This is a genomic window from Pseudomonas sp. A34-9, assembly GCF_029543085.1.
Taxonomy (GTDB): domain Bacteria; phylum Pseudomonadota; class Gammaproteobacteria; order Pseudomonadales; family Pseudomonadaceae; genus Aquipseudomonas.
Genome location: NZ_CP119967.1, coordinates 1,878,416 through 1,902,365, shown reverse-complemented (window position 1 = coordinate 1,902,365; position 23,950 = coordinate 1,878,416). Strand labels below are relative to the sequence as shown.

Genomic DNA, 23,950 nt, shown 5'->3' with positions numbered 1-23,950 from the left:
CCCCGCCGCCCCGGATTCAAATACGCCGTGCGGCGTAACGCTTGAGCATGCTTGGAACATCGAGAATCAGCGCGATGCGGCCGTCACCGGTAATGGTGGCGCCGGACATGCCCGGAGTGCCCTGCAGCATTTTGCCCAATGGCTTGATGACCACTTCTTCCTGACCGACCAGTTGATCGACGACGAAGCCGATCCGCTGAGTGCCCACCGAAAGGATCACCACGTGGCCTTCACGCTGCTCTTCGTGAGCGGCGGAGCTGACCAGCCAGCGCTTGAGGTAGAACAATGGCAGCGCCTTGTCCCGCACGATCACCACTTCCTGACCGTCGACGACGTTGGTGGTCGACAGGTCGAGGTGGAAGATTTCGTTGACGTTGACCAACGGGAACGCAAACGCCTGATTGCCGAGCATCACCATCAGGGTTGGCATGATCGCGAGGGTCAGCGGCACCTTGATGACGATCTTCGAGCCCTGGCCCTTGGTCGAGTAAATGTTGATCGAACCGTTGAGCTGGGAAATCTTGGTCTTCACCACGTCCATGCCGACACCGCGGCCGGACACATCGGAGATCTCGGTCTTGGTCGAGAAACCCGGGGCGAAAATCAGGTTGTAGCACTCGGTATCGCTGAGGCGATCGGCCGCGTCCTTGTCCATCACGCCGCGTTTTACCGCGATGGCGCGCAGGACATTCGGGTCCATGCCTTTGCCGTCATCGGAAATCGACAGCAAGATGTGGTCGCCCTCTTGCTCGGCTGCCAGTACCACGCGACCGCCACGGGCCTTGCCCGATGCTTCGCGTTCTTCCGGTGACTCGATGCCGTGGTCGACCGCGTTGCGCACCAAGTGGACCAGCGGGTCGGCCAGAGCCTCGACAAGGTTTTTGTCGAGGTCGGTTTCTTCACCCACCAGTTCCAGGTTGATCTCTTTCTTGAGCTGACGCGCGAGGTCACGAACCAGACGCGGGAAGCGCCCGAAGACCTTCTTGATCGGCTGCATCCGCGTCTTCATTACGGCGGTCTGCAAGTCAGCCGTGACCACGTCGAGGTTCGACACGGCCTTTTGCATGGCTTCATCGCCGCTGTTCAGGCCCAGGCGCACCAGACGGTTACGTACCAGCACCAACTCGCCGACCATGTTCATGATTTCGTCGAGACGTGCCGTGTCGACACGCACGGTGGTTTCCGCTTCGCTCGCCGGTTTTTCCGGTGGCGGTGCAGCGGCGGCACGGGCCGGAGCCGGTGCCGCGGCGGCAGCCGGTTTTGGCGCTTCGGCTTTTGGCTCAGGCTTGGCGGCAGGTTTGGGCGCTGCCGCAGCGGCCGGTGCCTTGGCAGCCGGTGTGGCGACAGTCGACGCGGAGCCGGCAGTCGCAGCACCGACTTCGGAGAACTTGCCTTTGCCGTGCAATTCGTCGAGCAGCGATTCGAATTCGTGATCGCTGATCAGGTCGCTGCCGGCAGCGGCGGCGGCCGGTGCAGCTGGCGCAGGCGCCGAAGCAATCGCCGACTCCAGCGCATCCACGGCGAAGTTGCCCTTGCCATGCAACTGATCGAGCAGCGCTTCGAATTCGTCGTCGGTGATGTCGGAGCTGTCGCCCTTGGCCGGTGCCGCAGGGGTTGCCGCAACTGGCGCAATCGCGTCCACCGCGAACTGGCCCTTTCCGTGCAACTGATCGAGCAATGACTCGAACTCGGCATCAGTGATTTCATCGCTCGCGGCTTCAGCGGCCGTTTGCGCAGGAGCAGCAGCGGCCGGAGCTTCAGCTTCAGCCTTGACGGCGTTCAGCGAGTCCAGCAGTTGTTCGAATTCGTTATCGGTGATGTCGCCCGACGAGTCGCCTTCGACGACCAGTTCTTCGATCATCTCGGCCACTGGTGAAGCCGGGGCTTCGTCCGCCGCTTGCGGTTCGGCCAGGCGCGCCAGGGCGGCCAGCAGTTCCGGGGTGGCAGCGGTGATCGGTGCACGCTCACGAACCTCAGTGAACATGCTGTTCACCGCATCCAGTGCTTCGAGCACCACGTCCATCAGTTCTGCATCAACGCGACGCTCACCCTTACGCAGGATGTCGAACACGTTTTCGGCGATGTGACAGCACTCCACCAGCTCGTTGAGCTGAAGGAAGCCGGCGCCCCCTTTTACAGTGTGGAAACCGCGAAAAATTGCGTTGAGCAGATCTGCGTCATCCGGGCGGCTTTCCAGCTCGACCAGTTGTTCGGACAGTTGCTCAAGAATCTCGCCGGCCTCAACCAGGAAATCCTGAAGGATCTCTTCATCGGCGCCGAAGCTCATTAATGGGGTGCTCCTACAGGTCTAAAAACCCAAAAAACCTAAAATTCCAAAACTCTAGAACCCGAGGCTGGATAACAAATCGTCCACATCGTCCTGACCGGACACAACGTCTTCTCGTTTATCGGCATGAATCTGCGGACCTTCACCCTGCGAGAGATGTTTTTGTGGATCTTTTTCTGCAAGCATCGCGGCACGGTCATGTTCGATGCCCGCAAAGCGGTCCACCTGACTGGCCATGAGGACGAGTTTGAGCAAATTGCTTTCGACTTCGGTGACCAGTTGGGTCACACGCTTGATCACCTGACCGGTCAGGTCCTGGTAATCCTGGGCCAGCAGGATGTCGTTGAGATTGCTCGACACCGCACGGTTGTCCGTGCTGCTGCGTGACAGAAAACCGTCGACCCGGCGCGCCAGCTCGCGGAACTCTTCAGCCCCGACCTCGCGACGCATGAAGCGAGACCAATCGGCGCTCAAGGTCTGGGCTTCGTCAGCCAGACCATTGACTACCGGGGTGGCGCTTTCCACCAGATCCATGGTGCGGTTGGCCGCGGCCTCTGTCAGCTTGACCACATAGCCCAGGCGTTCGGTGGCGTCGGTGATTTGCGACACTTCCTCGGCCTGCGGCATGTTCGGGTCGATCTGGAAATTGACGATCGCACTGTGCAGTTCACGTGTGAGCTTGCCGACTTCCTGATACAGGCCACGGTCACGGGTCTGATTGAGCTCATGGATCAGTTGCACAGCGTCGCCGAACCTGCCTTTTTCAAGGCTTTCGACCAGTTCGACCGCGTGTTTTTTCAGGGTCGACTCGAAATCGCCCTGTGAAGATTCGTTATGCTCCATAGCTCCCCCGCGCGTTCATCAGCCGATGCGTTCGAAAATCTTCTCGATTTTGTCTTTCAACGCCTGAGCCGTGAAAGGTTTGACTACGTAGCCGTTTACACCGGCCTGAGCGGCTTCGATGATCTGCTCGCGCTTGGCTTCTGCAGTCACCATCAGTACGGGCAGGTGCTTGAGTTTTTCATCGGCACGTACGTGGCGCAGCAGGTCGATACCGGTCATGCCCGGCATGTTCCAGTCCGTTACCAGAAAGTCGATGCTTCCGCTGTTGAGCACTGGAATGGCAGTCACGCCATCGTCAGCCTCGACGGTGTTGGTGAACCCAAGATCGCGCAGCAGGTTCTTGATGATCCGCCGCATCGTTGAGAAGTCATCAACGATGAGGATTTTCATGTCTTTGTTCAATTCGACCTCCAAGCAGTCTTAAACGCGCCCAGCACCTGGACGCGCCACTTCAATCAATCGGCGCAGCACTCGAAGACTGTCTGGAGCACAACAGAGCAAGACCGGTGCCGTTCATCACCGCACCAGCCTCGTTCGCAGTGTCCCCACACTGCCTTCAGCGCGCTCGCCACTCCCCCAAACGCCCCCGCAAACGGGCCGCGCACTGGCTGTGTAACTGGCTGACCCGCGATTCACTGACGCCAAGGACTTCACCGATCTCCTTGAGGTTCAGCTCTTCGTCGTAGTACAGCGCCAACACCAGTCGCTCACGCTCCGGCAAATTGGCAATCGCGTCCGCCAGCGCTGCCTGGAAACGTTCATCTTCCAGATCGCGTGACGGCTCCATATGAGCACTGGCGCCATCCTCGTGCAGCCCTTCGTGTTCGCCGTCCTGCAACAGGTCGTCGAAACTGAACAGGCGGCTGCCCAAGGTGTCATTCAAAATCCCGTAGTAATCGTCGAGACTCAATTGGAGTTCGGCCGCAACCTCGTGATCTTTAGCATCACGGCCGGTTTTAGCTTCAATTGAGCGAATCGCGTCGCTGACCATACGGGTATTGCGGTGAACCGAGCGTGGCGCCCAATCCCCTTTGCGCACTTCGTCGAGCATCGCGCCGCGGATTCGTATGCCCGCGTACGTTTCGAAACTGGCGCCTTTGCTGGCGTCGTATTTGGTCGAGACTTCGAGCAGGCCGATCATCCCGGCCTGGATCAGGTCTTCGACCTGCACACTCGCCGGCAAGCGTGCCAGCAAGTGATAAGCAATGCGTTTGACCAGTGGCGCGTAACGCTCGATCAGTTCGTACTGCGCGTCACGTGCCGACTTCTTGTAGTAGTTCATACCGCTTGCGGTCATAGCACGGGCCCTGCCGTTTGCTGCACGAGGCGCTCGACAAAAAATTCAAGGTGGCCACGCGGGTTGGCGGGCAGCGGCCAGGTGTCGACCTTCTGCGCGATCGCCTTGAACGCCAGCGCGCACTTGAAACGCGGGAAGGCTTCGTACACCGCACGCTGCTTCTGCACCGCTTTGCGCACGCTTTCGTCGTAAGGCACGGCGCCGACGTATTGTAGGGCCACGTCAAGGAAGCGATCCGTGACCTTGGTCAACTTGGCGAACAGGTTGCGCCCTTCCTGCGGGCTCTGCGCCATGTTGGCCAGCACGCGGAAGCGGTTCATGCCGTAGTCGCGGTTGAGCAGTTTGATCAGCGCATACGCGTCAGTGATCGAGGTCGGCTCATCGCAGACCACCAGCAACACTTCTTGCGCGGCGCGTACGAAACTGACTACCGAGTCACCAATACCCGCAGCGGTGTCGATCACCAGCACGTCGAGATTGTCGCCGATGTCGCTGAAGGCCTGAATCAGGCCGGCGTGTTGCGCCGGGCTCAGGTGGACCATGCTCTGCGTGCCGGACGCGGCCGGGACGATGCGAATGCCACCCGGGCCTTGCAACAGCACGTCACGCAATTCGCACCGGCCTTCGATGACGTCGGCCAGCGTGCGTTTAGGGGTCAGACCCAACAATACGTCGACATTCGCCAGGCCCAGGTCGGCGTCCAGCAGCATGACCCGACGGCCAAGCTCTGCCAGCGCCAGCGACAAGTTCACTGACACATTAGTCTTGCCGACGCCACCTTTGCCGCCGGTCACCGCGATCACCTGTACGGGATGCATGCTGCCCATGTTATTTCTTTACCTTGTCTTGCATAGACGGAGGCCACATTACTGGCTGCGCGTTCACAACCGGAACAATGCATGGCAGACCATCGATGTAGGTACAAAAACTGTTCATGAATACCTCAGCCTACCTGCTTGGTCGGGCTGTGATAGATATCAGCGAACATGTCAGCCATGGCTTCTTCGCTGGGTTCTTCCTGCATTTGCACGCTGACGGCGCGGCTGACCAGTTGATGACGGCGCGGCAGATGCAGATCATCCGGAATCCGTGGGCCATCGGTCAGGTACGCGACCGGCAATTCATGACTGATCGCCAGGCTCAACACTTCGCCAAGGCTGGCCGTTTCATCCAGTTTAGTCAGGATGCAGCCGGCAAGCCCGCAACGCTTGTAACTGTGATAAGCGGCGGTTAGAACCTGTTTCTGGCTGGTGGTTGCCAAGACCAGATAATTTTTTGAGCGAATGCCACGTCCGGCCAGACTTTCGAGCTGCATGCGCAGGGCCGGATCGCTGGCTTGCAGGCCGGCAGTATCGATCAGCACCACGCGCTTGCGCAGCAATGGATCCAGCGCTTGCACCAGCGATTGGCCCGGGTCGACGTGGGTCACCGGCACATTGAGAATGCGCCCCAGCGTCTTCAGTTGTTCCTGCGCGCCGATGCGGAAACTGTCCATGCTCACCAGCGCGACGTTCTGCGCGCCGTATTTCAGCACGTAGCGCGCGGCCAGCTTGGCCAGCGTGGTGGTCTTGCCCATGCCGGCAGGGCCGACCATGGCAATGATACCGCCCTCTTCCAGCGGCTCGACTTCCGGTACGGCAATCATCCGTGCCAGATGCGCGAGCAACATGCGCCAGGCCTGACGCGGTTCTTCAATATCAGTGATCATCGCCAGCAGATCGCGCGACAACGGGCCGGACAGACCGATACGTTGCAGACGACGATACAGATTGGCTTGCGCCGGACGGCTGCCTTGCAGCTGATTCCAGGCCAGGGTGCCGAGCTGGACTTCCATCAGCTCGCGCAGGCTGTTCAATTCAAAGCGCATCGAATCCAGTGCACGCGGATCCACGCCGCCGGAAGACTGCGCAGGGGCCGCAGCCGGGCGCGCTGGCGCGGCATAAGTCGGCTCGGTCAGCGGTTCAGCGGCGGTCAGCGGCAGGCCGGCCGTCAACGGCAGCCCGGCAAAGATCTGGCGATTGCTATTGCCGTCGGCTTCGCCACGCAGGCTCAGTTCGGCCTGAGCGGTGACGATGCGCGACTGGGTCTTGCGCAGCTCGTCTTCGAGCTCCATGTTCGGAACCCGTGGCGCCAGCGCCGACAGTTTGTAATCCAGTGCCGCCGTCAGCTCGACACCGCCGGCAATGCGGCGATTGCCAATGATGGCGGCATCAGCGCCCAGCTCATCACGAACCAGCTTCATGGCCTGACGCATATCGGCGGCAAAGAAACGCTTAACTTGCATAAACCACTACCTCAGCCGTTGGGCCCTACTGTCGCAACGATGGTCACTTGCTTGTTGTCCGGTATTTCCTGGTAGGCCAGCACATGCAGCCCAGGGACTGCGAGGCGGCCAAAGCGCGAGAGCATCGCGCGGATCGGGCCAGCGACCAAAAGGATCACCGGCTGACCTTGCATTTCCTGACGCTGCGCCGCTTCGATGAGCGAACGCTGCAGCTTCTCGGCCATGCTTGGCTCCAGCAGAACACCCTCTTCCGAGCCTTGTCCTGCCTTCTGCAGACTATTGAGCAATATTTGTTCCAACCTTGGCTCCAAGGTGATCACAGGCAGCTCGGACTCAGTGCCTACAATGCTTTGGACGATGGCACGCGATACGCCAACGCGCACCGCAGCCACCAACGCGGCGGTATCTTGACTCTTCGCAGCGTTGTTGGCGATGGCTTCGGCAATGCTGCGGATATCGCGCACCGGCACGTGTTCGGCCAACAGCGCTTGCAGCACTTTGAGCAGTTGCGACAGCGATACCACGCCCGGCACCAGCTCTTCAGCCAGTTTCGGCGAGCTTTTGGCCAGCAATTGCATGAGTTGCTGCACTTCTTCGTGGCCGATCAGCTCGCTGGAGTGCTTGTACAGAATCTGGTTCAAGTGCGTCGCGACCACGGTGCTGGCATCCACCACCGTGTAACCGAGGGATTGTGCCTGCGCACGCTGGCTGATTTCGATCCACACCGCTTCCAGGCCGAAAGCCGGATCTTTGGCGTTGATACCGTTGAGCGTGCCGTAGACCTGGCCCGGGTTGATCGCCAGCTCGCGGTCCGGATAGATCTCGGCTTCGGCGAGGATCACCCCCATCAACGTCAGGCGATAAGCGCTTGGCGCCAGATCGAGGTTGTCGCGAATGTGCACGGTCGGCATCAGGAAGCCCAGATCCTGCGAGAGTTTCTTGCGCACGCCCTTGATCCGCGCCAGCAACTGCCCGCCCTGGTTGCGATCCACCAGCGGGATCAGACGATAGCCGACTTCCAGGCCGATCATGTCGATCGGCGTCACGTCATCCCAGCCCAGCTCCTTGGTTTCCATGGCGCGGGCCGGCGACGGCAGTAGCTCTTGCTGGCGCTTGACCTCTTCCAGCGCCACGACCTTGGCCACGTTCTGCTTCTTCCAGAACAGGTACGCGCCACCCGCAGCCAGCGCCGCCATGGTCAGGAAGGAGAAGTGCGGCATGCCCGGCACCAGGCCCATCACCGCCATCAAACCGGCCGCCACCGCCAGCGCTTTCGGCGAGGCGAACATCTGACGATTGATCTGCTTGCCCATGTCTTCCGAGCCGGAAGCACGGGTCACCATGATCGCTGCCGCTGTCGATAACAACAGTGATGGCAATTGCGCCACTAAACCGTCACCGATGGTCAGCAAGGCGTAAACCCGACCGGCATCGCCGAAGCTCATGTTGTGCTGGAAGATACCGACGGCCATACCGCCGATAAGGTTGATGAACAGAATCAACAGGCCGGCGATGGCGTCACCACGGACGAACTTGCTGGCACCGTCCATCGAACCGTAGAACTCGGCCTCCTGGGCGACTTCCTGACGACGCATCTTGGCCTGGTTCTGGTCGATCAGGCCGGCGTTGAGGTCGGCGTCGATCGCCATTTGTTTGCCGGGCATCGCATCGAGGGTGAAGCGCGCGCTCACCTCGGAAATCCGCCCGGCACCCTTGGTCACCACGACGAAGTTGATGATCATCAAAATGGCGAAGACCACGATACCGACCACGTAGTTACCGCCGATCACCACCTCACCAAAGGCCTGGATCACCTTACCGGCGGCGGCGTGGCCGTCCTGACCGTGGAGCATGACCACCCGCGTCGACGCCACGTTCAACGCCAGCCGCAACAACGTCGCGACCAGCAGAATCGTCGGGAACACGGCGAAATCCAGCGGCCGCAGCGCGTACACGCAAACCAGCAGCACCACAATCGACAGCGCGATGTTGAAGGTGAAAAACACGTCGAGCAGGAACGGCGGCACCGGCAACATCATCATCGCCAGCATCACCAGCAGCAACAATGGCACGCCCAGATTGCCTCGACTGAGGTCGGCAACATTCGAGCGAGCAGTGTTGAATAACTGAGAGCGATCCACCGGTTTTCCCCGTTCCTTTAAAGCAAACTTTTGACGCCCACAGCGGGCTCACGGCGGGTACTGCAAGAAGCTTTCCAACTTTTGCGCGGGTAAAAAAAGATCGCACCGGATGCGATCCCTGTAGGAGCTGCCGAAGGCTGCGATCTCTTGATCTTGCTTTTGAAAATCAAAAGATCGCAGCCTTCGGCAGCTCCTACAGGGATTTACGTCTCCTCTAGCGACTGCGGCAGGCTGCGATCCTGTGCTTTTAAACACCAATGTTTAAATGACACGCCAAGACACGTAATCAGGCTACAAATCCTTGCGCCTTTGCCTACAGCCAAGCCAGAATCCGCCGGCTTGTGCGCTTTGGGGTCGGGTTCTATTGTGGATCGGTCACTGAATGTTCAGTGATCGGGTTTAGCAGCCTGGATGTTTCTCTAGACGCACAAAGTCCGCTGCCGTTATGGCGGCTTTGCGTGGGGCACTTCGGTGCGCCGGGTTCTAGAGTCCTGGTCTGCTAACCCGCGTACAGCCGCCACCTCCTTCGTTAGCAGCGAACGGTGGCAGCTTCACTACTCTAGAGGCTTTACCGATGATCAAACCAACGCCAAACCCACCCGAAACCGACCCCACCTCCCCCTACGAATCCCTCGATTCAAAAAAACTCCACGAAGCCGCCGACCGCGCCCTCGATCACTACCTCTGCCCACCCGGCTCCACGCCACCGCCACGCAAAACCCGCCGGATGTACGCCGTCACCGCCGACTTCAAAAACGAGGAACTGCTGGCCGATGCCAGCGAAACACTCGCCTCAGCCAGAACTATCGCCCACGACTTCGCCCACCTCATACCCGCGTCGCAGCGCAGGACGCTCTTGGGGATCGCGCAGCTGATCATGCTCGGCGAACTGGCGGTGAATCGGGTGATGGATAATCTGGAGTTGCCGCAGTAGCGCCCCTCTCGATGATCGTTCCCACAGGGAAATGCATTCCAAATGCCAAGAAAAGAGGACTCGACTATTTGCTTTTTCAAGGAGCGGTCTTGCGACGGATGGCCCATTGAGCAATGTGCAAAACACGCGGCGAAACTCGGACCGCTCGTCTAAAACATGGATGTACCTGTCAGATCTGACAGTGGGCAAAATTCACTGGACAGTATGTGATAGCGCTTCCCCACTAGCCGGCCTATCAAGGGTCAGGAGCGCGTCATGGACACTGAATCAACCATCGACATCCAGTCTGACGAAGTGATTGAAATTTTAAAACTGGTCCCGGTTTTCATACCTGGCTGGCTGACCCCGGTGAGGCCATCCGGTCTCGCTGATGGTGGTATACCTAGACGGCTCTTCACCGGTACCCCAGAACGCGTGAGGTGTGTGGTTGATCCGTGGACGTTACTGCTAAACCGGGGCGTGGCGACGCTAGCCGAGTACGAATCAGTCGAATTGTTTATCAATGACGGGACGACACCCGTGGACAGCTACACTGTCGAGCCCGGCGAGGAAAACAAGCGAATCGCGCTGCAAGCTCCGAAAACCAAGTTTGTAAACGGCATCAACAAACTGCAGTACGTAGTTAAACGGCTAGGCGGCAATGAAGAATCATCGGATATCTTGCGCGTGCTCTACCACCTGCACCCCCACGCCAACTTCAAGCTGATTATTCCACCCAAGGTAATCGCCTACGGCGTTACCGCTGAACTGGCCAAGGAGGGCGTCACGTTCGAAATGCGCTACACCACCAAAGAACCCTTCGATCAAGTGCAATTAAAACTCGGCAATGCAACATTCAAGATGGAGGTCACAGATCCCTCGGCACCTGTGAGCGTAACGCTGTATACCGATGACTTTAAAAACTTTGTTGACGGCGAGATCAATGCCAATTTCGAGGTGACGGATCAATTGGGAAATTCTGGTGAATCGCCGAATGAGACGCTGAATATTCGCCTTAAAGAGGAAAATCTGCCGGCCCCGACCCTCGTCAACGTATTGGATTCCAACAATGAAGAAGTGGCGGAGGGTGCCAGCACCACCAGCACCACGTTAATACTCAAGGGTACCGCCAGCAAAGGGAAGGATATCGAGATTTTCGACGGTAGTGGTCCGAGCGCAGTGTCCAAAGGCAAACTGACCGCGAGTCCAATTGACGGGTCTTGGCAGCACACCATCACCGTAACAGTCGGCGGTCACCGCTTGTATGCTAAATCGCTGTACCACCCAACCTCGGTTTATTCCAACGTGCGATTACTGACTGTGAGTGTCGAACCACTTTCAGTGGACACGACGCTGATGGTGCTGGACGGAATAATGGTGAGAAGTGGTTACTGTCCACACCTCAATGGTGTCGATGCGATTGGTAACACTAAGATTCGCGTGGCTATTGGAGGTAATCCGCCCTATACCTACAAGTCCTCGAATCCCTCCGTCGCAGCAGTTGACGCAAGCGGCAAGGCCACGGGAATGGGCAACGGTGGGGCAACCATCACCATCACCGACAAACAAGATGCGCAGGTCAGCTACTCAGTCCAGGTCTCGAACATCTACTCCTTGTTGGTACACGGAGGCGTAGGTTGGACTTACCAGAGATACCTTCAATCACTGGCGCAAAGAGGAGAGATTCACTTAACGCCGCAAATCCGTGCGGTCATGCAGCGTTGCTTCTCTCAGCCTTGGTTCGCTTGGATTGCAGGTCCACAGTTTCCTCAACTGGACAGAGCCTGGACCGGCAACACCAATGGAGCCCAGGGAGAGGTTTATAACACCTATACCCGAAATTTTGAGTGGCTGGCGCAGACAGCCGACCCCAGAGACGGGTTGAGTTTTTCGTTGAATTATTGGGGAGGAACGGGAGCGATGAGCGCTAGTGAGGAGATCTTAGAAGCCGCAGAAATGATCGCAGGTTCAAGCAGCGTTGATTAGTTGAAACTAGTCAGGATAAATGGCTGCAGAACTTCGCATTCTGAATACCCGTCTCGACAAGGGTCAGACTTTCATTGTGAAAAGGGGACGGGTTTATTTGAGCAGTGATTTGAACAGCGGGGCTTGATCGAGGTTTTTCTGCTGACCGGGATGGCCCTTTCGCGAGCAAGCTCGCTCCCACAGGGGAAATGCAATCCAAATGTGGGAGCGACGGTGCGACGATTCGACTTGCTCGCGAAGGGGGCAGTGAAGTCAGCGCAAATTGCGTCTTAAACTCAGGCGTTTAAATGACACCTCCCGACACGCCTTCGAGGCTACAAATCCTTGCGCCATTGCCTACAGCTACGCCAGAATCCGCCGGCTTGTGCGCTTTGGGGTCGGGTTCTATTGTGGATCGGTCGCTGACGAATCAGCGATCGGGTTTAGCGACTCGAATTCAAGTCAAAGGTGCATCGGCGTTCCAGGCTTCGTTGCGGATCTGTATTTTCGCGATTTCGTCATGGTGGCTGTATGCGGGAGACCCTCGGGTCTGCCGGGTGCCTTTGACCGGTTCGCTAACCTGCGTACAGCCGCCACCCCTCCTGTTTAGCGACAGGTCGTAGCGGCTCCACTTCAAAGGAGCTCCACCATGATCAAACCAACACCCAACCCACCCGAAACCGACCCCACCTCCCCCTACGAATCCCTCGATTCAAAAAAACTCCACGAAGCCGCCGACCGCGCCCTCGATCACTACCTCTGCCCACCCGGCTCCACGCCACCGCCACGCAAAACCCGCCGGATGTACGCCGTCACCGCCGACTTCAAAAACGAGGAACTGCTGGCCGATGCCAGCGAAACACTCGCCTCAGCCAGAACCATCGCCCATGACTTCGCCCACCTCATACCCGCGTCACAACGCAGGACGCTGCTGGGGATCGCGCAGTTGATCATGCTCGGCGAACTGGCAGTGAATCGGGTGATGGATAATCTGGAGTTGTCGCAGTAGCGCCCGCCCCCCCCCCCCCCCCGATGATCGTTCCCACGCTCTGCGTGGGAACGATCATAACGTGGAGCGTCCGTTGAGGCGTTCCTGTGCTGCGTGCGGGAACGCTCAATCAAGCGTTGACGGATTTGGTGTGAGTGCCGACCTCTTCGCGAGCAAGCTCGCTCCCACAGTGAAATGCATTCCAGATGTGGAATGAAATGCAAAACAGATTTGGGAGTGGAATGTATTCCAAAAGTAGGAGCGAGCCTGCTCGCGAAGGGGCCAGTGAACTCAGCGCAAATGTCACTGCGCGGTCAGAATCTGCTTGGGCGAAATAGCACCAAAACTGAGTTGCTTGCCATTGATATACTTCGCGCCCCTGAACATTTTCTGGCCTTCGACTTCAACAAGATCTTCATTCATGTACATGAGCACGACCTTGGTAAATGGCGCAGTAATTTGGGGGCCATCAACGTGCCCCTCCATCAGGTTAAGCGCCCACTGAAAGGAAACGACCGGCAAATCGGCAATAGCAATGTTGCGCGACTGATCAGGCAAGCGAAGGTCTCTGTGTGCATGGATGCGCAATTTGCGGCCAATCATCTCAAACTCAGGCTTGCCGTAACGCACCTCCAGATCGGCACCCGCCGCCCATTGATCCATGTAATTAGCTGAATCAGTGAAAATCCCGAATAACGCCTCGTTGTCGCGAATTTTTCCAGCGGCATCAAAAAAGTAGTTGTAGGAATAGTGGTAAGCCATGCCGTTCAGTTCAGGCCGGACAGCGTTGATCGGGTTATTCAGGTAACCCGGAATATGCAAGTTGGCCATTTGCACAAAGTGGGTGAAATCCAGATCCATGTCGAAAGTGACCCTGTAACGGATGGCCCGCTCCTTCGGATTCTCCTCGAGCCGTCCTGAAACATATTCCAGCGTCATTCCTTCAAGTTTTTTGTAGATTCGTTCTGCCATGATCGTGCTCTCTGCGATTAGGGATAATTCCCGAATACATGACAGCGCTGCTGGAAGATGGCGTCTACTGTCAGATCTGACAGGTAAACAGGGCTTTCAGACAGGCGGTAACCGCCAGTTGAACAGGCGCGGACTACTGCGGCGGGTGATGGGGGAATTCAGACAGACGGCAACTATCAGGAATCGCGGCGCAGATCCGGCGGAATCGGCAGATCGTCCTTGAGCGGATCCGGGCGCTTGCCCTTGCCGGCGCGGTATTGGCGAATCTGGTAGACGTAGGCCAACACCTGAGCAACCGCCAGATACAACCCACCCGGGATTTCCTGATCCAGTTCGGTGGAGTAGTAGATCGAGCGTGCCAGCCCCGGCGATTCGAGGAGCATGACGTTGTTGGCCACGGCGATTTCGCGGATTTTCAGGGCGAGGAAATCGCTGCCCTTGGCCAGCAGGATCGGCGCACCACCCTTTTCCGAGTCGTACTTGAGCGCGACGGCGTAGTGGGTCGGGTTGGTGATGACCACGTCGGCGTCGGGAATCGCCGCCATCATGCGCCGCTGGGACATTTCGCGCTGGGTCTGGCGGATGCGCTGTTTGACCTCCGGGCGCCCCTCCTGATCCTTGTGCTCGTCGCGCACTTCCTGCTTGGTCATCAGCAGTTTCTTGTGCGCTTCCCAGAGCTGTACCGGCACGTCGACGGCGGCGATGATGATCAGGCCGCAGGCCAGCCACAAGGTGCTCCAGCCGACCAGCGTGACGCTGTGGATGATCGCCATATCAAGCGGTTCGTGGGCTATCCGCAAAAAGTCATCGACGTCCGCCGACAACACGGCCAACGCCACGCCCAACGTAATCAGAAACTTGGCCAGGGCCTTGAGCAGTTCGACCACAGCCTTGAACGAGAACATCCGTTTCAGGCCTGCCGCCGGGTTCATTCGGCTGAACTTGGGCGCCATGGAGCCCGCCGCGAACAGCCAGCCACCGAGAGAAATCGGCCCGATCAGCGCCGCGATCAACAGGGTGATCATGATCGGCTGAATCGCCAGCAGGGCCATCTGGCCGGACTGCAACAGAAACGCGCCCATGGACCCCTGATCCATGATCACCTCACGCGACAGCGTGAAGTTCAGGCGCATCAGTTCCATCAGGTCTTCGGCCAGCATGCCGCCGAACACCAGCAACGCGCCGGCACCGGCCATCATCACGGCGAGCGTGTTGAGCTCTTTGGAGCGGGCAATCTCACCCTTTTCACGGGAGTCTTTTTTGCGTTTGTCCGTGGGGTCTTCTGTTTTGTCCTGACCGCTTTCGCTCTCTGCCATGACTCAGCGCGCCCGTGCCAGTTCGCGTAACAGCTGCAAGGCCTCACTGGCCAACGGCTGATACTGGTTGAGAATGTCGGCCAGACCGACCCAGACAATAAACAGGCCGAGGACCAGGGTCAGCGGAAAACCGATGGAGAAAATGTTCAGTTGCGGCGCGGCGCGGGTCATCACGCCGAAGGCGATGTTGACCACCAGCAGTGCGGTGATTGCCGGCAGCACCAGCAACAACGCCGCCCCCAGTACCCAGCCGAGCTTGCCGGCCAACTCCCAGTAATGCGCGGTCATCAAGCCACTGCCAACCGGCAATGTGGTGAAACTTTCGGTGAGGACTTCGAAGACCACCAGATGGCCGTTCATCGACAGGAACAACAGCGTCACCAGCATGGTGAAGAACTGCCCGATGACCGCCACCGATACCCCGTTGGTCGGGTCGATCATCGAGGCGAAACCCATACCCATCTGGACTGCGACGATTTGCCCGGCCACGGCGAAGGCCTGGAAAAACAGCTGCAGAGAAAACCCGAGAACGGCGCCGACCAGAATCTGTTCGGCGATCAACAGCAAACCACTGAGATCGAGCGGGCTGACTGCCGGCATCGGCGGGAGTCCCGGCACAATCACCACAGTAATCGCCACAGCGAAATACAGGCGCACACGCCGGGGAATGAGGGTTGTGCCGAAAACCGGCATGACCATCAGTATCGAGGCGACGCGAAACAGCGGCAACATGAATGTCGCCACCCAGGAACTGATCTGGGTGTCGGTCAACTGAAGCAGCGATTGCATGGCTTAGCCGATGACCATCGGAATGTTTTTGTACAGCTGGATGATGTACTCCATGAAGGTCTGCACGATCCACGGGCCACCCACAATCAGGGTCACCAGCATCACCAGCAGACGCGGCAGGAAGCTCAGGGTCTGTTCGTTGATCTGGGTCGCAGCCTGAAACATGGAAACCAGCAGACCGACCAGCAGGCTCGGCACCACCAGGATGGCGACCATCATGGTGGTCAGCCACAGGGCTTCACGAAATATGTCGACCGCAACTTCTGGCGTCATGGCGTGACACCTCCAAAACTGCTGGCAAGCGTGCCGATGATCAGCGCCCAGCCATCCACAAGTACGAACAGCATGATCTTGAACGGCAGCGAGATGATCAGCGGGGAGAGCATCATCATACCCATCGCCATCAGCACACTGGCCACGACGAGGTCGATGATCAGGAACGGAATAAAGATCATGAAGCCGATCTGGAACGCGGTTTTCAGCTCGGAGGTAACGAACGCCGGCACCAGAATGGTCAGCGGCGCCTGATCCGGCGTGGCGATGTCAGTACGCTTGGACAGGCGCATGAACAACTCCAGATCACTGGTGCGCGTCTGTGCGAGCATGAAGTCCTTGATCGGCACCTGAGCCTTTTCCACCGCTTGCTGAGCGGTGAGTTTTTCCGCCAGATACGGTTGCAGCGCATCGTTGTTCACCCGGTCGAACACCGGCGCCATGATGAACATGGTCAGGAACAGCGCCATGCCGGTAAGGATCTGGTTCGACGGTGTCTGTTGCAGACCGAGGGCCTGACGCAGGATCGAGAAGACGATGATGATCCGCGTGAAGCTGGTCATCAGAATCACGGCCGCCGGAATGAAGCTCAGGGCGGTCATGATCAGCAGGATCTGCAGGCTGACCGAATATTCCTGCGCGCCATCGGCGTTGGTGCCAAGCGTGATCGCCGGGATCGACAACGGATCGGCGGCGAACGCCAGCGGCGCGGCCAGCAACAAGGCCAGCGTCAAGACGATGCGTAACGCACCCATTACTTCTTATCCTTCTGATCCTTGCCGAGAATCTTCAGCAAATGCTGGGCAAATTCCGGCGTCGCTTTCTCACTGGCGCTGGGCACTTCAACCGGCTCCTTGAGCACGTGCAGCGCGGTGATGGTGCCAGGGCTCAGGCCGAGCAGAATCTGCTCGTTGCCGACTTGGACCAGCATCAACCGGTCACGCGGCCCGAGCGCGCGCGAACCGATCAGCTCGATCACCTGGCCCTTGCCGGCCGGCCCTGCCTGCTGCACCCGGCGCAACAGCCAGGCGAGGAAGAAGATCAACCCCAGCACCAGCAACAGGCCGAACACCAATTGCGTCAGTTGCCCGGCCACGCCGCTGTTGACCATCGGCGCGGTGGCAGCAGGCACGGTGGTGGTCGTCGACGGTTCGGCGGCCAGCACGCTCAATGGCAATGCCAGCAAAGCCCAGAGAAACCGTTTCACTCAGCGCAGCTTCTTGATGCGTTCGCTTGGGCTGATCACGTCAGTCAGGCGGATGCCGAACTTCTCGTTGACCACCACCACTTCACCGTGCGCGATCAAGGTGCCGTTGACCAGCACGTCCAGCGGCTCGCCGGCCAGACGGTCCAGCTCGATCACCGAACCCTGGTTGAGTTGCAGCAGGTTGCGGATGTTGATGTCGGTGCTGCCCACTTCCATCGAGATCGACACCGGGATGTCGAGGATCACGTCCAGGTTCGGGCCGTCGAGGGTCACCGGGTCGTTGTTCTTCGGCACGCTGCCGAACTCTTCCATCGGCAGACGCGAGCCGCTGGCTGCGTCGGCGGCCAGCAGGGCGTCGATGTCAGCTTGACCGTCACCGGTTTCTTCCAGGGCCGCAGCCCATTCGTCAGCCAGTGCCTGGTCGTCCTGGGCGTTCATATCGTCGTTCATCATTTGTCCTCGGCGGGCAAAAATTCAGTTAAATGCTTGGGGGTTGGAGCGCCGCTTCAGCGACGCTCGATCGGCTCGATCACCTGCAACGCGAGGTTGCCTTTGTGCGAGCCCATCTTGACCTTGAAGGCCGGCACGCCGTTGGCGCGCATGATCATTTCGTCCGGCATTTCCACCGGGATCACATCCCCCGGCTGCATGTGCAGGATGTCGCGCAGCTTCAACTGGCGGCGCGCGACGGTGGCACCGATCGGCACGTCGACGTCGAGCACGTCCTGGCGCAGGGCATTGACCCAGCGCTCGTCCTGATCGTCGAGGTCGGACTGGAAACCGGCATCGAGCATTTCGCGCACCGGCTCGATCATCGAGTACGGCATGGTCACGTGCAGATCGCCGCCACCGCCATCGAGTTCGATGTGGAAGGTGGAGACAACAATCGCTTCGCTCGGGCCGACGATGTTGGCCATGGCCGGGTTCACTTCCGAGTTGATGTACTCGAAGTTGACTTCCATGATCGCCTGCCAGGCTTCTTTCAAATCGACGAAAGCCTGCTCCAGCACCATGCGCACCACGCGCAGTTCGGTCGGGGTGAATTCACGCCCTTCGATCTTGGCGTGACGGCCATCGCCGCCGAAGAAGTTGTCCACCAGCTTGAACACCAGTTTGGCGTCGAGGATGAACAGCGCAGTGCCGCGCAACGGTTTGATCTTGACCAGGTTGAGGCTGGTCGGCACGTACAGCGAGTGCACGTATTCGCCGAACTTCATCACCTGTACGCCACCGACGGCAACGTCCGCCGAGCGGCGCAGCATGTTGAACATGCTGATGCGGGTGTAGCGGGCAAATCGCTCGTTGATCATTTCCAGAGTCGGCATGCGTCCACGGACGATGCGATCCTGGCTGGTCAGGTCGTAGCTTTTGACACTGCCGGGTTCGGCAGCGTTATCGGTCTGTACCAGACCATCGTCGACGCCGTGCAACAGCGCGTCGATTTCATCCTGGGACAGCAGATCCTGCACGGCCATGTCGTGTTCCTACTGCAGTACGAAATTAGTGAAAAGCAACTGTTCGATCACCACTTTGCCCAGCTCTTTCTGCGCCACTTCCTGGACGCTGGCTGTGGCCTTCTGGCGCAACATCTCCTGGCCGACCGGGGTCGCCAAGGTGGCGAAATCCTGACCGGAGAAGAGCATCACCAGGTTGTTGCGGATCACCGGCATGTGCACTTTGAGCGCTTCCAGATCGGCCTGATTACGCGCCAGCATGGTGATGCTCACCTGCATGTAGCGCTGACGGCCGTTCTGGTTGTAGTTAGCAACAAAGGCCGGCGCCATCGGCTCGAAAATCGCCGGTTGCTTGCCGACAGGCGCCGCATCAGCGGCCTCGGCAGGTTTGCTCTGGGCACTGTGCATGAAGAACCAGGTCGCCCCCACGGATGCACCAATGGCCAGCAGCAACGCCAGCACGATCACAATGATCAGCTTGAGTTTGCCTTTGGTTGCGGGGTCTTTCACTGCTGCTGTTTCGCTCTTCGCCATGCCAATAATCCGTCACTATTCGGGTTTTCACAGTCGCACGGCAAGGCAAGAGCAAGTGTTATGCCAGAAGTGTCGGAGCCAAGAACAGGGGGGAACTGCTACACGCACAAAAGCAAAAGATCGCAGCCTTCGGCAGCTCCTACTCAGGCATGTGTACACCCTGTAGGAGCTGCCGAAGGCTGCGATCTTTTCGAGTCGCCGCAGTCGTCAGGCGTAGTAGTCGACCGCGCTGGTGCCGATCACGCTGGTGGTTTGAGCGGCGGCTTCAGCAATTGCGGTAGGTGCCAATTCTTCATCCGCCGCATCGAGGCGACCGCCGGCAGCGCTGGTGCGACCATTCTGGCCCTGTTGCGCCTGCTCCTGACCTTGCTGCCCCTGCCAGCCCCGGCTCTGGTCGGAGACATTGACGTCGACCTGGCCCATGCCCTGCTGGTTGAACATCTCGCGCAGACGATGCATTTGCCCGTCCAGCGCTTCACGCACGCTCGGATGCGCGCTCATGAACGTGACCTGGGTTTGTTGATCCGGGACCATGTTGACACGGATGTCCAGGCGCCCCAGTTCGGCCGGCTGCAACTGAATGTCTGCCGCTTTCAGGTTGGCGCTCGACAGATACATGACGCGGTTGACCACCTCTTCGGTCCAGCCGCTCTGGTGCATGGCAATCGGCTGATTCACCGGTACTGCATTCGCAGTCTTCGGTGTAGCCGCCTGCGTCAGTGCCGCCAGACGGTTGGCGAAGTCATCGACGCGGGTATCGCTGGTGGCGGTTTTGAGGTCTTTGAGGCCGTCATCGATCAAGCCGCTGAACGCTTTGTCGCCGCCCTGACTGGTACTGTCCTTGTCGGCCTGCACGTCGAGCATGCTGGCCATGCCGGCCGCGAAGTTTTGCGCCGCCGTCAGTTCACCGTCGGCCTGCGCCTGAGCCGGCGAGGCTTTCGGTTGTGCCTGGCTGGCGGCGGAAATGTGCCCGCCCTGCTCCATCGCCATGCGCACGGCCGGCATCGAATCGAGGGGATCAGCCGAAGGGTCGAAATCGCTGTCGGTGGTCGGTGCCGGATCTTTGACCACACCCGGCAATGCGGCGAGTGCCGGGGTTTCGGTTTCAGGCTGGGCAGGGGTTGCCGGGGCCTGCGCCACAGGCGTCGTCACCACAGGCTGGACAGCGGTTGCCAATGCCGGATCGAGTGTCGGATCAACCGGCGCAGCATCCACCACCGGGGTCTGGCTGCTGTCCGCGCTGTCGTCGCTGCTGGTGCTGGTGTCATCGGTCGCTGCGGTTTTGTCGGCAGGCAAGTCGTTGCCGCTATCGGCAACCGCCGGCTGCGCAGCGGCAGACTGATCCTTGCCGACATCCTTTTTGCCGCTGTTGTCAGAGACCTTGTCACGCGGCGACTTGGGCGAATTGTCAGCGGTGGCGACAGGCTTGCTCGATCCCTGATCGGCGAACACTTTAGCGAAGCTTGAGGCTTTATCCCCAGTGTCTACGGCCATAGCCGACGTTTTCGCCGAGGCAGCTTGCGCCTTGGCCTGAGCGGCGTTCTGAAGAAGGATGTTGGGGGTCGCAGGCATGAAACGGTCTCCGCTGCACTGGGATCGTAGGTACAGTTGCGCAGATGACTGCAAGTGCCGGGCCAGATTTGCCCGGCGCTCGTGAAAAGCGCCGAACGGCGGGATATCAGTGCGTTAGCGCGTGCTGTCGCTCGTCTTCGTAAACCGGGCGGACTTCGGCGAACTCGCCAGTGATGTCAGCAACCAGCCTGGCGATGTCCGCGGGGCTTTTGACGTTGGCTTCCGATTCCAGCTTCTGGCAGAGCGCCGCCAACCGCAGAGCGCCCATGTTGCTGGCGCTGCCCTTGAAGCTATGGGCCACTTCCGACAGGACCGTGGCGTCCGCTGCCTTGCGCAGCTCAACCAGGCGATTTTCGGAGTCTGCCAGAAAGGTATCCAGAAGTTCCGGATAACCCTCCTCCATGACTTCGCGCAGTACGCTCAGCGCCTCGCGATCAATATGTGTGTCAGTCACTTGCTCACTCCTTGATCAAGAATTGCGCGAATTATGCCTCAACCTCCCAGGAAAACTCCACGCGAGCACTACGACCTTCGTCCGACCAACTGGCGTTATGCCCCAATTGCCGGACCAGACTGACGCCGCGCCCCGACAAACGGACACCGTCCAGCGGCCTTTCCATGACCCGCGCCACATCAAAACCCTTGCCGCTGTCTTCAACGCGAATCAGCAGGCACCCGCCCTCGCCTCGTGGCTGCACCTGCAAATGCACGCGGACAAAACCGTCCTGCAGCGCCTCGAGCCGATCATTGCGCTGCTGATAGTAACGAGCGAAACCCGCCGCATCGCGCTTGAGACTGGAGTCCAGCCCCAGTACGCCATGCTCCAGCGCATTGGAATACAACTCGGCCAGCACACTGTACAAAGCGCCACTCTGCGTCCGCAGCCCATGCACTTCAAGCAGCAACTGCAACAGGTACGGCAAGGGGTTGAAACGCTTGAGCGTGGCGCCGCGAAACTCGAAGCTCACCGACCAGTCGAGCGGACATGACTGGCCACTGTCGGAATACACCGGCGCCGACGGCCTGACCTGCGCCGGCTCGAGCAGGCTGACCTCGACCATGCTGACGTCGTCGCGTGCCTCGCCGCGAAAATCCCGCAGTGCCTGCTCAAGGTCCTCGAACAGGCGGTCGGGCTCACGATTGGCGGCGAACACCTGCTGCAAACGCTCGACACCGAACAGTTGATCATTGGCATCGCTGGTGTCGATCACACCGTCGGACAACAAGAACACCCGATCACCCACCGCCATCGGATGAACTTCCGTGCAGTCATCGAATGCCTGTGGGCTGAGCACGCCCAGCGGCAGATGGCGCGCGGCCAATGGCACGCGCTCGCCCGTGGCGATCCGATGCAGATAGCCATCGGGCATGCCGCCGTTCCACACTTCGACCGAACGCCGCTGAAAACTCAGGCAGAGCAGCGTGGCGCAGCAGAACATGTCCACCGGCAGGATGCGTTTGAGCTTGGCGTTCATCTCGCGCAGGGTTTCGGCCAGGCCATAGCCTTTGGCGGTCATGCCGTAGAACACTTCGGCCAGTGGCATCGCCCCGACCGCTGCCGGCAGGCCATGACCGGTAAAATCCCCCAACAGCACATGCATGTCGCCCGCCGGGGTGTAGGCCGCCAGCAGCAGGTCGCCATTGAACAAGGCATAGGGCGATTGCAGGTAGCGGATATTCGCTGCGCTCAGGCAGCCGGAGTGCGCAACCTTGTCGAACACCGCTTTGGCCACGCGCTGTTCGTTGAGCAGGTAATCATGGTGTTTGGCGATCAGGTCGCGCTGTTGCAACACGGTCGCCTGCAACCGGCGCAAACGATCCATCGCCTTGATTTTGGCGGCGAGGATCACCTGGTTGTAGGGCTTCGCCAGAAAGTCGTCACCACCGGCCTCCAGACAACGGGCCAGCGCTTCGCTTTCGGTCAGCGAGGTGAGGAAGATGATCGGCACCAGCGTTTCGCCCGCCAGCGCCTTGATCTGCCGCGCGGCTTCGAAGCCGTCCATGACCGGCATCATCGCGTCCATCAGCACCAGATCGGGTTGCTGGCGGCGAAACAGATCGACTGCTTCAGCACCGTTGGCCGCCGTCAGGACTTCGTGCCCCTGGCGACGGACGATGGTCGAGAGCAGCAGTCGGTCGGCGGCACTGTCTTCGGCGATCAGGATCGTCAGCGGCTCTTGCGCCTGCATGGCCGTCAAGTGATGTCGAAGAGCTTGTCGAAATTGGAGATGGCGAGGATCTTGCGCACATCCGAATTCGGATTCACCACCCGAATATCCGAATCATCGCCACCCGCGTGATCCCGCAAGAGCAGCAACATGCCGAGGGCGGAACTGTCCAGATAAGTGGTGTCTTTCAGATCCAGCTCATAGGAATTGGGCTCTGGCTCGACGCGCTCGTAAGAATTACGAAATTCTTGATGTTTGCCGAAATCGAATCGGCCTTTGACCGATATCTTGAGTTTCTTCCCATCCGGAGATACTTCTGCAACGACTGACATTGACTGGCTTCCTTGTCATTGACGAACCTGTACAAGGTTTAGCACTTGGACAGGGTTGGGGCAAGGCGCAGGGCAAGATCAAAAGATCGCAGCGTGCCGCAGCTCCTACACCGATCCCTGTAGGAGCTGCGGCACGCTGCGATCTTTTGATCTTGTTTTAGAAAGGCTGGTGGCGCGGCAAGCGCTGCGACAACTCATCAAGCAGCTTCTGCTCGCGCTTGTCTTCGAGGCGTTGCGCCTCTTCGCGGTAACGCTGCACCAGCTTGCGCAGGCCTTCGACCTTGGCAAACGCCTGTTGCCATTCTTCACGCGCCTTGTCGAGTTTGTTCTGGTGCCAGACCAGACTCTGGCGCTGCTGGTCAACGGCGGTATCGAGTTGCGCCAGAAAGCCCTGAAAGCCGAGCAACCATTGCCCGCTCACGCCGGTGCTGCCGCGCACGATCCATTGCTCGGAGTAATCCAGACGAAAGGCATTGAGGTCGGCCAGTTTGCTTTCCGCGACCTTCACCTGACCCTGAAAATAGCCCAGCCGTTGCACAGCGGTTTTCTCGGCCTGTTCGGCCATGTCCACCACCGGCGCCAGACGCGCGGCTCGACTGACGGCAGCCATGAGCG

Annotated in this window: 24 protein-coding genes; 3 read left to right on the top strand and 21 right to left on the bottom strand. The window is 59.2% G+C overall.

Features of this window, described 5'->3' with window-relative positions:
- Positions 1-16 precede the first annotated feature (16 nt).
- From P3G59_RS08485 to flhA, 7 genes are all read right to left on the bottom strand, one after another.
- Positions 17-2,287 (bottom strand): chemotaxis protein CheA, encoded by a 2,271-nt coding sequence (locus P3G59_RS08485; protein ID WP_277761207.1) that lies wholly within the window; start codon positions 2,285-2,287, stop codon positions 17-19.
- Positions 2,288-2,341: 54 nt separating this feature from the next.
- Positions 2,342-3,130 carry a protein phosphatase CheZ gene (locus P3G59_RS08480; protein ID WP_277761206.1) on the bottom strand — a complete coding sequence of 263 codons (789 nt, stop codon included), beginning with the start codon at positions 3,128-3,130 and terminating at the stop codon, positions 2,342-2,344.
- An 18-nt stretch (positions 3,131-3,148) separates the two neighbouring features.
- A complete protein-coding gene (locus tag P3G59_RS08475) occupies positions 3,149-3,520 on the bottom strand; it encodes a chemotaxis response regulator CheY (protein WP_161986607.1) in 372 nt (123 codons plus the stop codon).
- 166 nt (positions 3,521-3,686) lie between these two features.
- Positions 3,687-4,427, bottom strand: a complete 741-nt coding sequence (gene fliA, locus P3G59_RS08470; protein ID WP_093439777.1) for an RNA polymerase sigma factor FliA — start codon at positions 4,425-4,427, stop codon at positions 3,687-3,689.
- Positions 4,424-5,254 carry a flagellar synthesis regulator FleN gene (fleN, locus tag P3G59_RS08465; protein ID WP_277761205.1) on the bottom strand — a complete coding sequence of 277 codons (831 nt, stop codon included), beginning with the start codon at positions 5,252-5,254 and terminating at the stop codon, positions 4,424-4,426. Before fleN ends, fliA begins: the two co-directional genes overlap by 4 nt.
- 116 nt (positions 5,255-5,370) lie before the next feature.
- Positions 5,371-6,711: a flagellar biosynthesis protein FlhF gene (gene flhF, locus P3G59_RS08460; protein WP_277761204.1), complete on the bottom strand. Its 1,341-nt coding sequence runs from the start codon at positions 6,709-6,711 to the stop codon at positions 5,371-5,373.
- 11 nt (positions 6,712-6,722) lie between these two features.
- Positions 6,723-8,852: a flagellar biosynthesis protein FlhA gene (flhA, locus tag P3G59_RS08455; protein WP_277761203.1), complete on the bottom strand. Its 2,130-nt coding sequence runs from the start codon at positions 8,850-8,852 to the stop codon at positions 6,723-6,725.
- A 574-nt stretch (positions 8,853-9,426) separates the two neighbouring features.
- Between flhA and P3G59_RS08450 the strand changes: the two genes are divergently transcribed.
- From P3G59_RS08450 to P3G59_RS08440, 3 genes are all read left to right on the top strand, one after another.
- Complete coding sequence (locus P3G59_RS08450; RefSeq protein WP_102900463.1) at positions 9,427-9,786, top strand: hypothetical protein; 360 nt, start codon at positions 9,427-9,429, stop codon at positions 9,784-9,786.
- 255 nt (positions 9,787-10,041) lie between these two features.
- The gene (locus tag P3G59_RS08445; protein WP_277761202.1) at positions 10,042-11,751 is read left to right on the top strand and encodes an Ig-like domain-containing protein; all 1,710 of its coding nucleotides are present in this window, start codon (positions 10,042-10,044) and stop codon (positions 11,749-11,751) included.
- A 628-nt stretch (positions 11,752-12,379) separates the two neighbouring features.
- Positions 12,380-12,739 (top strand): hypothetical protein, encoded by a 360-nt coding sequence (locus P3G59_RS08440; RefSeq protein WP_277761201.1) that lies wholly within the window; start codon positions 12,380-12,382, stop codon positions 12,737-12,739.
- A 282-nt stretch (positions 12,740-13,021) separates the two neighbouring features.
- Here the strand turns inward: P3G59_RS08440 and P3G59_RS08435 are convergent, their stop codons facing one another.
- The 14 genes from P3G59_RS08435 to fliJ form a co-directional block, all read right to left on the bottom strand.
- Positions 13,022-13,690 (bottom strand): hypothetical protein, encoded by a 669-nt coding sequence (locus P3G59_RS08435; RefSeq protein ID WP_277761200.1) that lies wholly within the window; start codon positions 13,688-13,690, stop codon positions 13,022-13,024.
- A 176-nt stretch (positions 13,691-13,866) separates the two neighbouring features.
- Positions 13,867-15,006, bottom strand: a complete 1,140-nt coding sequence (flhB, locus tag P3G59_RS08430; RefSeq protein WP_277761199.1) for a flagellar biosynthesis protein FlhB — start codon at positions 15,004-15,006, stop codon at positions 13,867-13,869.
- A gap of 3 nt (positions 15,007-15,009) precedes the next feature.
- Positions 15,010-15,795: a flagellar biosynthetic protein FliR gene (gene fliR, locus P3G59_RS08425; RefSeq protein ID WP_277761198.1), complete on the bottom strand. Its 786-nt coding sequence runs from the start codon at positions 15,793-15,795 to the stop codon at positions 15,010-15,012.
- Positions 15,796-15,798: 3 nt separating this feature from the next.
- On the bottom strand, positions 15,799-16,068 hold the full coding sequence (fliQ, locus tag P3G59_RS08420) for a flagellar biosynthesis protein FliQ (protein ID WP_095191127.1): 270 nt from the start codon (positions 16,066-16,068) through the stop codon (positions 15,799-15,801).
- Positions 16,065-16,823 carry a flagellar type III secretion system pore protein FliP gene (gene fliP / locus P3G59_RS08415; RefSeq protein ID WP_277761197.1) on the bottom strand — a complete coding sequence of 253 codons (759 nt, stop codon included), beginning with the start codon at positions 16,821-16,823 and terminating at the stop codon, positions 16,065-16,067. The genes fliQ and fliP overlap by 4 nt, the downstream gene beginning before the upstream one ends.
- Positions 16,823-17,275 carry a flagellar biosynthetic protein FliO gene (fliO, locus tag P3G59_RS08410; RefSeq protein WP_277761196.1) on the bottom strand — a complete coding sequence of 151 codons (453 nt, stop codon included), beginning with the start codon at positions 17,273-17,275 and terminating at the stop codon, positions 16,823-16,825. The genes fliP and fliO overlap by 1 nt, the downstream gene beginning before the upstream one ends.
- The gene (gene fliN, locus P3G59_RS08405; RefSeq protein WP_162835973.1) at positions 17,276-17,728 is read right to left on the bottom strand and encodes a flagellar motor switch protein FliN; all 453 of its coding nucleotides are present in this window, start codon (positions 17,726-17,728) and stop codon (positions 17,276-17,278) included.
- A 53-nt stretch (positions 17,729-17,781) separates the two neighbouring features.
- Entirely contained in the window at positions 17,782-18,750 is a 969-nt protein-coding gene (gene fliM / locus P3G59_RS08400) for a flagellar motor switch protein FliM (RefSeq protein WP_007920032.1), read from the bottom strand.
- Between the two features lie 9 nt (positions 18,751-18,759).
- Complete coding sequence (fliL, locus tag P3G59_RS08395) at positions 18,760-19,263, bottom strand: flagellar basal body-associated protein FliL (protein WP_007920033.1); 504 nt, start codon at positions 19,261-19,263, stop codon at positions 18,760-18,762.
- A gap of 207 nt (positions 19,264-19,470) precedes the next feature.
- Positions 19,471-20,835, bottom strand: a complete 1,365-nt coding sequence (locus P3G59_RS08390; RefSeq protein ID WP_277761195.1) for a flagellar hook-length control protein FliK — start codon at positions 20,833-20,835, stop codon at positions 19,471-19,473.
- Positions 20,836-20,941: 106 nt separating this feature from the next.
- A complete protein-coding gene (locus P3G59_RS08385) occupies positions 20,942-21,289 on the bottom strand; it encodes an Hpt domain-containing protein (protein ID WP_277761194.1) in 348 nt (115 codons plus the stop codon).
- Between the two features lie 31 nt (positions 21,290-21,320).
- Entirely contained in the window at positions 21,321-23,024 is a 1,704-nt protein-coding gene (locus P3G59_RS08380; protein WP_277761192.1) for a fused response regulator/phosphatase, read from the bottom strand.
- Between the two features lie 5 nt (positions 23,025-23,029).
- Positions 23,030-23,335 carry an STAS domain-containing protein gene (locus P3G59_RS08375; RefSeq protein WP_277761191.1) on the bottom strand — a complete coding sequence of 102 codons (306 nt, stop codon included), beginning with the start codon at positions 23,333-23,335 and terminating at the stop codon, positions 23,030-23,032.
- 157 nt (positions 23,336-23,492) lie between these two features.
- Positions 23,493-23,945 carry a flagellar export protein FliJ gene (gene fliJ, locus P3G59_RS08370; protein ID WP_277761190.1) on the bottom strand — a complete coding sequence of 151 codons (453 nt, stop codon included), beginning with the start codon at positions 23,943-23,945 and terminating at the stop codon, positions 23,493-23,495.
- Between the last annotated feature and the right edge of the window lie 5 nt (positions 23,946-23,950).